Here is a 12,782-nt window from a genome sequence, read left to right as displayed (position 1 = left end):
GGCGTGCTGGTGACGCAGACCGTCGATGGCCATGCCAGCGCCTGGCGCCTGAACCAGTAGGGTTTCGACGCCACCAATGCGACACTAGGGGCCCTGGGCGGTGTGACCGCCCGGGCCCGTCCGTTTTGTGGCCGCCGCTCCGGTGCCGGCCCGCCTTCCCGTTCTCTCGTTCCGGATCCTGCCGCATGCTCCCGCTCGTCGCCCTCGTGGGCCGCCCCAATGTCGGTAAGTCGACGCTGTTCAACGCGATGACCCGCACTCGCGACGCGCTCGTCCACGACGAGCCGGGCGTCACCCGTGACCGTCACTACGGCGTGTGCCGGCTCGGCGCGCGCCCGTTCGCGCTGGTCGACACCGGCGGCATCGCCGGCGAGAGCGTGCACCTGGAAGAGGCCGGGCTGGCCGGCCCGACTGCCAAGCAGTCGCGCGCCGCAGCGGCCGAGGCGGATCTGGTGCTGTTCGTCGTGGACGGCCGCGAGGGGGCCTCGGCGCTCGACGACGAACTGCTGCGCTGGCTGCGCAAGCTCGGCAAGCCGACGTTCCTGATCATCAACAAGACCGACGGCCTCGACGCGCGCGCGGCGATTGCCGACTTCTCGCGCTACGGCTTCACCGATGCGCACGCCGTGTCCTCGGCGCACCGCCACGGTATCGACGAACTCGTCGACGACGTGCTCGAGAAACTCCCCGAAACCGGGCAGGCCGAGCAGCTCGATACCGACCCCACGCGGATCCGGGTGACCTTCGTCGGCCGCCCGAACGTCGGCAAGTCGACCCTGGTCAACCGCATCCTCGGCGAGGAGCGGATGATCGCCTCGGAGGTCGCCGGCACCACCCGCGACTCGATCGAGGTCGATCTCGAGCGCGACGGCCGACGCTATCGTCTGGTCGACACCGCCGGCATCCGCCGCAAGTCGAAGGTCGACGAGGCGGTGGAGACGTTCTCGATCATCAAGACCCTGCAGGCGATCGAAGCCACCCAGGTCTCGGTGGTGATGATCGACGCCAGCGAGGGCGTCACCGACCAGGACGCGAGCGTGCTCGGCGCAGTGCTCGACTCGGGGCGCGCCCTGGTGGTCGCGGTCAACAAGTGGGACGGGCTCAGCGAGTACCAGCGCGAGCAGACCGAAGCGCTGCTGTCGCGCAAGCTCGCCTTCGTGCCCTGGGCCGAGGCGGTGCGCATCAGCGCCAAACACGGCTCGGGCCTGCGCGAGCTGTTCGCCGCGATCCATCGCGCGCACGCCTCGGCCAACTACAAGTTCGGCACTGCCGATGTGACCCGCGCGCTCGAGATCGCCGCCGAGACCAACCCGCCGCCGGTCGTGCGCGGGCACGCGCCCAAGCTGCGCTTCGCGCACCCGGGCGGCGAGAACCCGCCGACGATCGTCGTGCACGGCAACCGCCTGCGCACGCTGCCCGACAGCTATCGCCGGTATCTGGAGAACTTCTTCCGCAAGCGCTTCAAGCTGGTCGGCACGCCGGTGCGCTTCGTGTTCCGCGAGGGCGACAACCCCTACAAGGACAAGAAGAACGTGCTCAGCGAACGCCAGGTCGCCAAGAAGAAGCGGCTGATCCGGCACGTCAAGCGCAAGTGAGCGCACCGCCCACTGCGGCGGCGCTGACCGTCGGCGTGATCGCCGGCGGTCGCGGCTCGCGTCTGGGCGGCCTCGACAAGGCCTGGCTCGAGCAGGGCGGCACGGCGCAGGTGCTGCGCTGGCACGCACGCTTCGCCCCGCAGGCGGCGCGGTTCGTGGTCAGCGCCAATCGCGATCTGGAGCGCTACGCGGCCCACGGTATCGAGACCGTGGTCGATCGCACGCCCGACGCCGGACCGATGTCCGGGCTCGACGCACTGGCCGCCGCCGTCGATACGCCCTGGCTGCTGACCCTGCCGGTCGACCTGTGCGATGCCGATGCCCGGCTGCTGCCGATGCTCGCGCTGCTGGCAGGTGAGACCGGCGCCTGCGCGCAGGACGACGACGGCGTGCAGCCGCTGGTCGCGTTGTGGCCGACCGATGCACTGCGCCGCGGCGCCGCCGAGGCGCTGACCAGCGGCGACTACGCCGTGCGTGCGCTGCAAGGCCGGCTCGGCATGCGGGTGGTTCGTTTGCAGGGTGTACGCTTCGGCAACCTCAATACGCCTGACGATCTGATCGATGCCGGAATCGCCGCACCCTGACACCCCGTCCTTTCCGTACCGCGTGCCGTTCGACGAGGCCTGCGCGATCGTCGATGCGGTTGCCGCCGAACGCGTGCTCGAGGTGCAGACGCTGTCGCTGGGCCGCGCGCACGGCCACGTGCTTGCGCGTGATGTCATCGCCACGCTGCCGCAGCCGCCGTTCGACAATTCGGCGATGGACGGCTTCGCACTGGACCACCACGACCTGGCGGGCGAGGGCGTTGTGACGCTGCAACTGGTCGGCGAGCAGTTCGCCGGCCCGCGTGCCGATGTGCGCATCGCGCGCGGGCAGTGCCTGCGCATCACCACCGGCGCGCCGATCCCCGAAGGCGCCAACACCGTGGTGATGAAGGAGAACACCCGGGTCGACGGCGACCGTGTCGAGATTCTGGTGCCGCCGCGGCCGGGCCAGCACGTGCGCCGCGCCGGCGAGGATTCCAAGGTCGGCGATCGCCTGCTGCATGCCGGCGACGTGCTGACCCCGAGCCGGGTCGCGCTGGCGGCCTCGCAAGGCTTGGCGCAGTTGGAGGTCGTGCGGCGGCCGACGGTGGCGGTGTTTGCGACCGGCGACGAACTCATCGAGCCGGGCATGCCGTTGCAGCCCGGGCAGATCTACAACTCCAACCGCGAGCAGCTGATGGGCCTGCTGCGCGCCGAAGGCCTGGAGCCGGTGGCGTTCCCGACGCTGCCCGACGACCCGGCGCAGATCGCCTCCGCGCTGCGCCATGCCGGCGAGGCCTTCGATCTGGTGCTGACCTGCGGCGGCGTGTCGGCCGGCGAGAAGGACCACCTGCCCGAACTGCTGCAACGTCGCGGTCGGGTGCGGCTGTGGAAGACGATGATGAAGCCGGGCATGCCATTGCTGCTGGCCGAGGGCGACACCCTGGGCCCAGCGCTGTTCCTGTGCCTGCCGGGCAATCCGGTTTCTGTGCTGGCCACTTGGCTCGCGGTCGGCCGGCGCCTGATCGACGGCATGCAGCGGCGCGCCCCGCGTCCGGTCCGCCGCGCGCGGCTGCGCGGCGCCTGGAGAAAGAATCACGAGCGGCTGGAATTCCTGCGCGGGCGCTGGTCGATCGACGAGGACGGCGTGTCGCGGGTCGAACCCAACCCCGCCGACGGCTCGCACCGGATGCAGGCAGCGGCCGATTCGGACGTGCTGATCGTGCTCGAGGCCGGCGCGCGCGAGTACCCGGTCGATAGCGTGGTCGAGGTCGTGCCGTACTGAGCGATCCGTCCATGCACACAGTGCATCGCGGTGGACCGGCGATAATCGGTGCATGAGCATTCCCGAGATTTCTCCCGACGAGGCCCTGCGCCGACGTCGGGCCGGTGCCCGCCTGATCGACGTGCGCGAGGCCCACGAGCGCGTGACCGGCATGGCCGAGGGCGCTGAGGGCATCGACCGCGCGACCCTGGAAGCCGCGCCGCAGACCCACGTGCCCGATCGCGCGGCGCCGCTGCTGCTGATCTGTCAGAGCGGCCGGCGCTCGTTGCAGGCCGCCCACGCGCTGGCCGCGGCCGGCTACACGGATGTCGCCTCGGTCGCGGGCGGCACCAGTCGCTGGCAGGCGGACGGCCTGCCGACCACGCCGCCCGACGGCGACATCGACCTGGATTTCCACGACCGCTACTCGCGTCACCTGCGCCTGCCCGAAGTCGGCCTGGACGGCCAGCGCCGGCTGGCCGAGGCCACAGTGCTGGTGACCGGCGCCGGCGGCCTGGGGTCGCCAGCGGCGTATTACCTCGCCGCGGCCGGCGTGGGCACGCTGCGCATCGCCGACGACGACGTCGTCGACCGCAGCAACCTGCAGCGGCAGATCCTCCACGCCGAGGACCGCATCGGGCAGCCCAAGGTCGCCTCGGCCGCGGTCACGCTCAGCGCGCTAAATCCGCGTACGCGAATCGAGGCAGTCGCCGAGCGCGTGACCAGCGCCAACATCGACCGGCTGATCGACGGCGTCGATGTCGTGCTCGACGGCGCCGACAACTTCCCGGTCCGCTACCTGCTCAACGACGCCTGCGTGCTGCATCAAAAACCCCTGGTCTATGGCGCCGTGCATCGCTTCGAAGGCCAGGTCAGCGTGTTCGACGCCGGACGCGAGCGCGGCCGCTGCCCCTGCTACCGCTGCCTGTTCCCGGAGCCGCCGCCGGCCGAGGCTGCGCCCAACTGTTCGGAAGTGGGCGTGCTCGGCGTGCTGCCCGGCGTGATCGGCCTGCTGCAGGCGACCGAGGTACTCAAGCTGCTGATCGGCATCGGCGAACCGTTGCGCGGGCGCCTGTTGCAGTTCGATGCGCTGCGCATGCGCTTCCGCGAAACCCGGCTGGGCGCCGACCCCGACTGCCCGCTGTGTGCGCCGGGTCGCGAATTCCCCGGTTACATCGACTACGCGGCGTTCTGCGCCGGCTGAGCGCCTTCAGGACGTGGGGCGCGGCGTGGCCAGGGGTGCGATGACGCCGTCGAGCCATTCGATCAGCACCTGCAACAGCCGCGAACCGCGCTGCGGACCCGGATAGAGCACCGTCACCGGCAACTCCGGCGGCGGCGTGTCCGGCAGCACCTCACACAGCCGACCGGCTGCGAGCAGCTCGGCGACGTCGTAACGCGGCACCTGGATCGCGCCCAGGCCCGCCAGGGCGCAGGCGATGTAGGTCTCGGCATTGCCGACCCCGACCCGGCCGGTCATCGGGCGGGTGACGAGGCCGTCCGCGGTCTGGAACTCCCAGGGCTCTGCCCGCCCTCCGGGCGACTGGCCGAAGTGGATCGCCGGCAGCGACGCCAGGGCGTCCAGGTCGGCGACCGGCCCGTGCCGGGCGAGCAGCGCGGGCGCGGCGCAGGTCACTTGTTGCAGTTGCCCGATGGGGTGCGCGACCAGGTCGAGGTCGCCGATCGGTCCGACCCGCAGCACGCAGTCGATGCCGTCGCCCACCAGGTTGCTCAGGCGGTCGCTGCCGCCCAGTTCGATCGCGATCCCGGGATAGGCCGCAAGAAAGGCGGGCAGAGCGGGGGCGAGCAGCAACCGGGCCATTCGCGCCGGCGCCTCGACCCGCAACAGGCCGCTGGGCTGGGCGGCCGGCCGGAACAGTTGCGCGATGCCCTCGGCGTCGGCCAGCAGCTCGACACCGCGCGCGTACAGCCGCTCGCCGTCGCTGCTGAGCCGGACCTGTCGGGTCGTGCGCTGGAACAGCCGCGTGCCCAGATGGCGCTCCAACTGGCCGATCGCGCTGGAGACCGAGGAAGGCGCCAGGCCCTCGAGCTCGGCCGCGCGGCTGAAACTGCCGCAGTCCGCGACCCGGCGGAACAGCGCGAGATGGCGCAACAGATCCATGATTATTCGACCACGTCGAATTCAAAGCTTCGATTCATCGTGTTTATTCGAGCCAGGGCCTGCGGTCAACTGGGCGCTCCCCATTGCAGGAGCACGGCATGTCCAAGATCGACCATTCGCTGCACGGCAAGACCGTGCTGATCGCCGGTGGCGCGAAGAACCTCGGCGGGCTGATCGCCCGCGACCTGGCCTGGAACGGTGCCGGCGCGGTGCTGATCCACCATCACGACGAGGCCTCACTGCCTGCTGCGCAGGAGACTGCGCGCGCCGTCGAGGCGGCCGGCGCCAAGGCCGCACTGTTCGCAGGCGATCTGACCCGTCCTGACAACGTCGCCGCGCTGTTCGACGCCGGCATGTCGGCCTTCGGTCGCATCGACATCGCCATCAACACCGTCGGCATGGTGCTCAAGAAGCCGCTGACCGAGATCGGCGAGGCCGAGTACGACAAGATGTTCGACATCAATGCCAAGGCGGCGTTCTTCTTTCTGCAGCAGGCCGGCCTGAAAGTGGCCGACCACGGCAAGGTGCTGACCCTGGTCACTTCGCTGCTCGGCGCCTTCACCCCGTACTACGCCGCCTACGCCGGCGCCAAGGCGCCGGTGGAGCACTTCACTCGCGCGGCCGCCAAGGAGTTCGGGGCGCGCGGCATCTCGGTGACCGCGATCGGCCCGGGGCCGATGGACACGCCGTTCTTCTACGGCCAGGAGGACAAGGACGCCGTGGCCTATCACCGCTCGGCGGCGGCGCTGTCGGGCTGCAGCCGCACCGGCCTGACCGATATCGAGGACGTGGTGCCGTTCGTCCGGCATCTGGTCAGCGAGGGCTGGTGGATCACCGGGCAGACCCTGCTGATCAACGGCGGCTACACGACCAAGTAAGCCCGGCGCGCCAGCCTGCCGGCCTTCACACGGGGCGGGGCACGATGGGGCCCATCCTGCCCCCGCCCCCGAGGTTGCGCATGTCGTCACGCTGGCTCTGTCTGTTCGTCCTGGCCTGGCTGCTGGCATGGCCGCTGGGCGCCTTCGCCGCCGATCCCTGTCCCTTGCTGCGCATGCAGGTGGCGGCGCCGGACCCTGCAACGCGGCTGGCCGCGGTCGCCTGCGAAGAGCACCAGACCTGGCACCGGCCGTTCATCGATGCGGACGGGCGTTACGCGGGGTCCACCGTGCGCGAGGCCGAAACCGCGCTGCTGACCAATGGCGAGCAGGCCTGGCGCCGGGTCGCGGGCTATTGGGTGGGCGCGGGCCTGCTGCCCCGGCTGCAGCACCGGCCGGGCGCCGGCGAATGCGCCTACGCGGCCTACGGCGGTGCGCCGTCGCCCGGGTGCCGGGCATTCCTGGTCGATGTGCCGTGGTCGGCGGCGTTCGTGTCCTGGACCGCACGGCGTGCCGCGCTGCCCGGCTTCGAGGGCTCGCCCAGCCACGTCGACTACGTGCGCGCGGCCTACCGCAACCCCGAGACCAGCGCCTACCGCGTCGCCAACCCGGTGAGCGCACGACCGGCGCGCGGCGACCTGCTGTGCTACGTGCGCGCCGCCAACCGCGTCTTCGGCTTCGCCGGCCTGGCGACATTGCTCAGCAGCGAGGACAGCGGCCTGGGCATGCACTGCGATGTCGTCGTCGGCGCCGCGGCCGAGGGCAGCAATGTCGCGTACCTGGTCGGCGGCAACGTGCTCGACGGCGTGACCATGCGGATGCTGCCTCTCTCGGCCGGCGGACAGTTCGCCAGATTGCCGATGCGCACGCTCGACGATGTGCCATGCACGCCCGACACGCCGGACGCCTGCAGCGCCAACCGCCAGGACTGGGCCGTGCTGCTGCAGTTGCGGCCGGCGCAGGAGCTGGCCGCGTTGCAGCCGGCGATGCCGCTGGTCTCGCCGACCGCGCCCACGCCGGTGCTGCCCACGCCCGGCCAGCCCTCCGCGCCGATGTGCTGCGTGGAGTGCAGCGTCGGCGACGGCCTGCCGCGCTGCCCGTGATGCGCGCGCTTCAGCCCGCGTGCGCGCGCTGGCTGGCGGCGAACGCGGCCTGCTGCTCCGGTGTCGCCTCGCGCTGGTGCTGCGCCTTCCAGGTCTCGAACGGCATGCCGTAGAACGCCTCGCGCGCCGCGGCCTTGTCGAAGTCCACGCCCTCGGCGCGGATCGCGTCGCCGTACCAGTCGGCCAGGCAGTTGCGGCAGAAGCCGGCCAGGATCATCAGGTCGATGTTCTGCACATCGGGCCGGGCCTCGAGCAGATGCGCGCGCAGGCGCCGGAACGTCGCGGCCTCGGCGCGGATGCGGGCGTCGTCGGACAGCGGAGCGGGCGTGGGCGCGGGCGTATCGGTCATGGTCGATCCAGGGGCAGGGGAGGCCCACAGCATCGGCAGTGCTGCCGACGTCTGCAAGCCGGACCCCGAATCGGAGACAATGGGCCGCTCTTTCGCCGCACGACGCCCGCATGACCGCCGCAGACCCCGTTCCGGCCCGAATCCTCGACGGCAAGCGCATTGCCGACACCCTGCTCGACGAACTGCGCGTGCGCGTGGATGCGCGCATCGCCGGCGGCGGGACGCGCCCGGGGCTGGCGGTGGTGCTGGTCGGCAGCGACCCGGCCTCGCAGTCCTACGTGCGCAACAAGCGCCGCGCCGCGCAGAAGGTCGGCATCCAGGCCTTCGACTTCGACCTGCCGGTGGGCACGACCGAGGCCGAGCTGGTCGCGCTGATCGACCGCCTCAATGCTGACCCCGCCGTGCACGGCATCTTGGTGCAGCTCCCGCTGCCGGGCATCGAGGATGCCAGCCGGCTGATCGAGCGCATCGACCCGCGCAAGGATGTCGATGGCTTTCATCCGGCCAACGTCGGCCACCTGGCGCTGCGTCAGTTCGGCCTGCGCCCGTGCACGCCGCGTGGCATCACCACGCTGCTGGCCTACACCGACCGCCCGGTGCGCGGCGCGAGCGCCACGATCGTCGGCGTCAGCAACCACGTGGGCCGGCCGATGGCGCTGGAACTGATGATCGCCGGCTGCACGGTGACCACCTGCCACCGCTTTACGCCGCCGGACGTGCTGCGCCGCCATGTCGGCGAGGCCGACATCCTGGTCGTCGCCGTCGGCCGCCCGGGGCTGATTCCCGGTGACTGGGTCAAGCCCGGCGCGGTGGTGATCGATGTCGGTATCAACCGCCTCGACGACGGCCGCCTGGTCGGCGATGTCGGCTTCAGCGAGGCCGCCCAGCGCGCCAGCTGGATCACGCCGGTGCCCGGCGGCGTCGGCCCGATGACCGTGGCCACGCTGATGCAGAACACCATCGAAGCGGCCGACGCCGCGGATGCGGCCGGCCCCCAGGCGTAAGGCTTCGCGCTCGCCGACGCGACCGGTGGGGCAATCTGTCGCGGAAGCGTTCCATCCCGGACCTCCAATCCGCAATGCCGGGGGTTTACAATGGCGCGCTTCCTCCTCCCCGGCACCCCGCATGCTGCGCATCCAGGCCGAAGCACTCACCTACGACGACGTCTCGCTCGTCCCCGCTCACTCGATCGTCCTGCCCAAGGACGTCCGCCTCGCCACGCGGCTGACCCGTGACCTGCGCCTGAACCTGCCGATCGTCTCGGCGGCGATGGACACGGTCACCGAAGCGCGCCTGGCGATCGCGATGGCGCAGATGGGCGGCATCGGCATCGTGCACAAGAACCTGAGCGTCGAGCGCCAGGCGGCCGAGGTGGCCCGGGTCAAGAACTTCGAAGCCGGCGTGATCCGCGAACCCTTCACCGTGGGCCCGGACACCAGCATCGGTGAAGTGCTGCGCCTGACCCGCGCGCGCAACATCTCCGGCGTGCCGGTGGTCGACGGCGGCAAGCTGGTCGGCATCGTCACCGGGCGCGACATGCGCTTTGAGACCAAGCTCGACGACCCGGTGCGCAACGTCATGACCAAGCACGACCGCCTGGTCACCGTGCGCGAGGGTGCGGGCGAGGACGAAGTGCTGGCGCTGCTGCACAAGCACCGCATCGAGAAAGTGCTGGTGGTCAATGACGACTTCGCACTGCGCGGCCTGATCACCGTCAAGGACATCCAGAAAGCCCACGACAACCCCAACGCCGCCAAGGACGCCGACGAGCAGTTGCTGGTGGGCGCGGCGGTCGGCGTGGGCGGCGACACCGAAGCGCGCGTTGAGGCGCTGGTCGCCGCCGGCGTGGACGTGATCATCGTCGACACCGCGCATGGCCACTCGCAGGGCGTGCTCGACCGCGTGAACTGGGTCAAGAAGACCTATCCCAAGGTCCAGGTCATCGGCGGCAACATCGTCACCGGCGACGCGGCCAAGGCGCTCGAAGACGCCGGCGCCGACGCGGTGAAGGTGGGCGTGGGTCCGGGCTCGATCTGCACCACGCGCGTCGTCGCCGGTGTCGGCGTGCCGCAGATCACCGCGATCGACTTCGTCGCCGAAGCGCTGCAGGACCGCATCCCGCTGATCGCCGACGGCGGCATCCGCTACTCGGGCGACATCGGCAAGGCCCTCGCGGCCGGCGCCTCGACGGTGATGATCGGCGGCCTGTTCGGCGGCACCGAGGAATCGCCCGGCGAGGTCGAACTGTTCCAGGGCCGCAGCTACAAGAGCTACCGTGGCATGGGCAGCCTGGGCGCGATGGAGCAGGGCAGCAAGGACCGGTATTTCCAGGATTCGTCCGACGCCGACAAGCTCGTGCCCGAGGGCATCGAAGGCCGCGTGCCGTATCGCGGCCCTCTGGCCGGCATCGTCCACCAGCTCGCCGGCGGCCTGCGCGCCACGATGGGCTACGTGGGCTGCGCGACGATCGAAGAGATGCGCACCAAGCCGCAGTTCGTGAAGATCACCGGCGCCGGCCAGCGCGAGAGCCACGTCCACGACGTGACGATCACCAAGCAGCCGCCGAACTACCAGGCCGGCTGACGCTCCGTGAGAGCCGCGCCCATTGCGATTGGCGCCGTGGCCGCGATCGTGCTGGCAGGCTGCCAGCACGACAACGCGCATCACGACGCCGCGCAGCGCGGTGATCCGGCCGCGCCAGCGACGAGTGCCGCGGCCATCGCAGCAAGCGCAGACGCCCACCGCGTCAGCGCCTGCGGCGCCAGCTTCGAGCTGCCCAGCGACTGGGCACCCGAGCCAATCGCCGCCGGCCAGTGGCGGGCCGGTGCCGGCACGGCGGCGGGCAGGGGGCTGACGCTCTCCATCCGCTGCCTGCCCGATGCGGTGATCTTGCCCGGGACCCCGTTCACCGAGATCGACGCCGTGCGCGACGAACTTGGCTATGGCCCCGAGACGCTGTATCGCGGTACGTCGTATTACCAATCCTGGGTGGATGGATTGCCCGATCGCCCCAGCGTGATCGCGCTGCTGCAAGCGGACGACGACGGCCCCGGCCGCATCGAAGTCGCCGTCTGGGCTGACCCCAACAGGCGCAGCGCAGGCGACCCGCCCTCGACCTCCCAAGGCTTGCTCGCGGTGCACTGGTCCGACGACGACCCCACGCAGCGCGCCCAGTACACCGCACTCCGCACCCAGATCACTTCCACCTTCTCAGCGCCGTTGCCCGATACGCACGGCCGGACCCGAGCCCCATGACCGACCTGCACAGCGACAAGATCCTGATCCTCGACTTCGGCGCGCAGTACACGCAGCTGATCGCCCGCCGCATCCGCGAGCTGGGCGTGTACTGTGAGATCTGGGCCTGGGACCACGATCCGGAGCAGATCGCCGCGTTCGCGCCCAAGGGCATCATCCTCTCCGGCGGGCCCGAATCGACGACTGAGCACGGATCGCCGCGCGCGCCGCAGCAGGTGTTCGACAGCGGCCTGCCGCTGCTGGGCATCTGCTACGGCATGCAGACGATGGCCAAGCAGCTGGGCGGGGAGACCGAAGCTGCCGACGCGCGCGAGTACGGCCATGCCGAAGTCGCCATCGTCGCCCAGGACCGCCTGTTCGAAGGCCTGAGCGACCACGCAGGCAGCCAGCGCCTGGACGTGTGGATGAGCCACGGCGACCACGTGTCCGAGGCGCCGCCGGAGTTCACCGTCACCGCCAGTACCGACCGCGTGCCCGTGGCCGCGTTCGCCCATGAGGCCAAGCGCTGGTATGGCGTGCAGTTCCACCCCGAAGTCACCCACACCAAGCAGGGCCAGGCGCTGCTGCGCCGCTTCGTGGTCGACATCTGCGGCTGCGCCACGCTGTGGACCGCGGCCAACATCATCGACGACCAGATCGCGCGCGTGCGCGAGACCGTGGGCCAGGACGAAGTGATCCTGGGCCTGTCCGGCGGCGTGGACTCATCCGTCGTCGCCGCACTGCTGCACAAGGCCATCGGCGACCAACTGACCTGCGTGTTCGTCGACACCGGCCTGCTGCGCTTCCAAGAAGGCGACCAGGTGATGGCGACCTTCGCCGATGCCTCCAGCGCGCATGGCCTTGGCATCCGCGTCATCCGTATCGACGCGCGCGAACGCTACTTCAAGGCGCTGGCCGGCGTCAGCGACCCCGAAGCCAAGCGCAAGATCATCGGCAACCTGTTCGTCGAGATCTTTGACGAAGAGTCCGGCAAGCTCAGCAACGCCAAGTGGCTGGCGCAGGGCACCATCTACCCCGACGTGATCGAATCGGCCGGCAGCAAGACCGGCAAGGCGCACGTCATCAAGAGCCACCACAACGTGGGCGGCCTGCCCGAGCACATGAAGCTGGGCTTGGTCGAACCGCTGCGCGAACTGTTCAAGGATGAAGTGCGGCGCCTGGGCGTGGAACTGGGCCTGCCGCGCGAGATGGTCTACCGCCACCCGTTCCCGGGCCCCGGCCTGGGCGTGCGCATCCTGGGCGAAGTGAAGGCCGAATACGCCGAGATCCTGGCCCGCGCCGACCACATCTTCATCGAAGAACTGCGCAAGGCCGATCTCTACGACAAGACCAGCCAGGCCTTCGCGGTGTTCCTGCCGGTCAAGTCCGTCGGCGTCGTCGGCGATGCCCGCGCCTACGAGTGGGTGATCTCGCTGCGGGCAGTCGAGACCATCGACTTCATGACCGCCCACTGGGCGCACCTGCCGTACGACTTCCTGGGCCGGGTCTCCAACCGGATCATCAATGAGGTGCGTGGGGTGTCGCGGGTGGTGTACGACATCAGCGGGAAGCCGCCGGCGACGATTGAGTGGGAGTGAGGGGAGCTAATCCCGACCGCTTAAGTCATTTGCGCTCGCCGCTTGTGTGCGGTAAATCTCCGTGCACAGGAGAATTTCTATGTGGAATGCGCCGGGCTTCAGCTATGCCGTCGCTCGC

Annotated in this window: 12 protein-coding genes; 10 read left to right on the top strand and 2 right to left on the bottom strand. The window is 70.3% G+C overall.

The features are described 5' to 3' along the window. The first annotated feature begins 185 nt into the window (after positions 1-185). The 4 genes from BEN78_15285 to BEN78_15270 are packed head-to-tail and all read left to right on the top strand — an operon-like array spanning position 186 to position 4,587. A complete protein-coding gene (locus tag BEN78_15285; GenBank protein ID ASR44520.1) occupies positions 186-1,595 on the top strand; it encodes a ribosome biogenesis GTPase Der in 1,410 nt (469 codons plus the stop codon). Then, complete coding sequence (locus BEN78_15280) at positions 1,592-2,179, top strand: hypothetical protein (GenBank protein ASR44519.1); 588 nt, start codon at positions 1,592-1,594, stop codon at positions 2,177-2,179. The genes BEN78_15285 and BEN78_15280 overlap by 4 nt, the downstream gene beginning before the upstream one ends. Next, positions 2,157-3,404 carry a molybdopterin molybdenumtransferase MoeA gene (locus BEN78_15275; protein ASR44518.1) on the top strand — a complete coding sequence of 416 codons (1,248 nt, stop codon included), beginning with the start codon at positions 2,157-2,159 and terminating at the stop codon, positions 3,402-3,404. The genes BEN78_15280 and BEN78_15275 overlap by 23 nt, the downstream gene beginning before the upstream one ends. A gap of 52 nt (positions 3,405-3,456) precedes the next feature. Continuing rightward, positions 3,457-4,587 carry a molybdopterin biosynthesis protein MoeB gene (locus BEN78_15270; protein ID ASR44517.1) on the top strand — a complete coding sequence of 377 codons (1,131 nt, stop codon included), beginning with the start codon at positions 3,457-3,459 and terminating at the stop codon, positions 4,585-4,587. A gap of 6 nt (positions 4,588-4,593) precedes the next feature. Here BEN78_15270 and BEN78_15265 read toward each other — a convergent pair whose 3' ends face one another. Further along, the gene (locus tag BEN78_15265; protein ASR44516.1) at positions 4,594-5,505 is read right to left on the bottom strand and encodes a hypothetical protein; all 912 of its coding nucleotides are present in this window, start codon (positions 5,503-5,505) and stop codon (positions 4,594-4,596) included. 98 nt (positions 5,506-5,603) lie between these two features. On the opposite strand from BEN78_15265, the gene BEN78_15260 reads away from it, so the two are divergent. Both BEN78_15260 and BEN78_15255 read left to right on the top strand, forming a co-directional pair. Next, a complete protein-coding gene (locus tag BEN78_15260) occupies positions 5,604-6,383 on the top strand; it encodes a short chain dehydrogenase (protein ID ASR45180.1) in 780 nt (259 codons plus the stop codon). Between the two features lie 80 nt (positions 6,384-6,463). After that, positions 6,464-7,483, top strand: a complete 1,020-nt coding sequence (locus BEN78_15255) for a hypothetical protein (GenBank protein ASR44515.1) — start codon at positions 6,464-6,466, stop codon at positions 7,481-7,483. Between the two features lie 10 nt (positions 7,484-7,493). Here the strand turns inward: BEN78_15255 and BEN78_15250 are convergent, their stop codons facing one another. Next, positions 7,494-7,832, bottom strand: coding sequence for a hypothetical protein (locus BEN78_15250; GenBank protein ID ASR44514.1), 339 nt, complete (start codon positions 7,830-7,832; stop codon positions 7,494-7,496). A 110-nt stretch (positions 7,833-7,942) separates the two neighbouring features. On the opposite strand from BEN78_15250, the gene BEN78_15245 reads away from it, so the two are divergent. From BEN78_15245 to BEN78_15230, 4 genes are all read left to right on the top strand, one after another. Next, positions 7,943-8,836: a bifunctional methylenetetrahydrofolate dehydrogenase/methenyltetrahydrofolate cyclohydrolase gene (locus tag BEN78_15245; GenBank protein ID ASR44513.1), complete on the top strand. Its 894-nt coding sequence runs from the start codon at positions 7,943-7,945 to the stop codon at positions 8,834-8,836. A gap of 121 nt (positions 8,837-8,957) precedes the next feature. After that, positions 8,958-10,415, top strand: a complete 1,458-nt coding sequence (locus BEN78_15240; GenBank protein ID ASR44512.1) for an IMP dehydrogenase — start codon at positions 8,958-8,960, stop codon at positions 10,413-10,415. Between the two features lie 36 nt (positions 10,416-10,451). After that, entirely contained in the window at positions 10,452-11,087 is a 636-nt protein-coding gene (locus BEN78_15235) for a hypothetical protein (GenBank protein ID ASR44511.1), read from the top strand. Next, positions 11,084-12,664 (top strand): glutamine-hydrolyzing GMP synthase, encoded by a 1,581-nt coding sequence (locus BEN78_15230; protein ID ASR44510.1) that lies wholly within the window; start codon positions 11,084-11,086, stop codon positions 12,662-12,664. Before BEN78_15235 ends, BEN78_15230 begins: the two co-directional genes overlap by 4 nt. Positions 12,665-12,782: the final 118 nt, after the last annotated feature.

Origin of the sequence: Xanthomonas citri pv. mangiferaeindicae, assembly GCA_002240395.1 — a bacterium.
GTDB classification, from domain to species: domain Bacteria; phylum Pseudomonadota; class Gammaproteobacteria; order Xanthomonadales; family Xanthomonadaceae; genus Luteimonas; species Luteimonas citri_A.
This window is presented reverse-complemented; position numbering and strand designations above follow the sequence as displayed.

Bases quoted from the DNA above. Each gene is read 5' to 3' on its own strand.
- BEN78_15260 (ASR45180.1), top strand. From the start codon at position 5,604: ATGTCCAAGATCGACCATTCGCTGCACGGCAAGACCGTGCTGATCGCC.
- BEN78_15270 (ASR44517.1), top strand. From the start codon at position 3,457: ATGAGCATTCCCGAGATTTCTCCCGACGAGGCCCTGCGCCGACGTCGG.
- BEN78_15275 (ASR44518.1), top strand. From the start codon at position 2,157: ATGCCGGAATCGCCGCACCCTGACACCCCGTCCTTTCCGTACCGCGTG.
- BEN78_15240 (ASR44512.1), top strand. From the start codon at position 8,958: ATGCTGCGCATCCAGGCCGAAGCACTCACCTACGACGACGTCTCGCTC.
- BEN78_15250 (ASR44514.1), bottom strand. From the start codon at position 7,832: ATGACCGATACGCCCGCGCCCACGCCCGCTCCGCTGTCCGACGACGCC.
- BEN78_15230 (ASR44510.1), top strand. From the start codon at position 11,084: ATGACCGACCTGCACAGCGACAAGATCCTGATCCTCGACTTCGGCGCG.
- BEN78_15245 (ASR44513.1), top strand. From the start codon at position 7,943: ATGACCGCCGCAGACCCCGTTCCGGCCCGAATCCTCGACGGCAAGCGC.
- BEN78_15285 (ASR44520.1), top strand. From the start codon at position 186: ATGCTCCCGCTCGTCGCCCTCGTGGGCCGCCCCAATGTCGGTAAGTCG.
- BEN78_15255 (ASR44515.1), top strand. From the start codon at position 6,464: ATGTCGTCACGCTGGCTCTGTCTGTTCGTCCTGGCCTGGCTGCTGGCA.
- BEN78_15265 (ASR44516.1), bottom strand. From the start codon at position 5,505: ATGGATCTGTTGCGCCATCTCGCGCTGTTCCGCCGGGTCGCGGACTGC.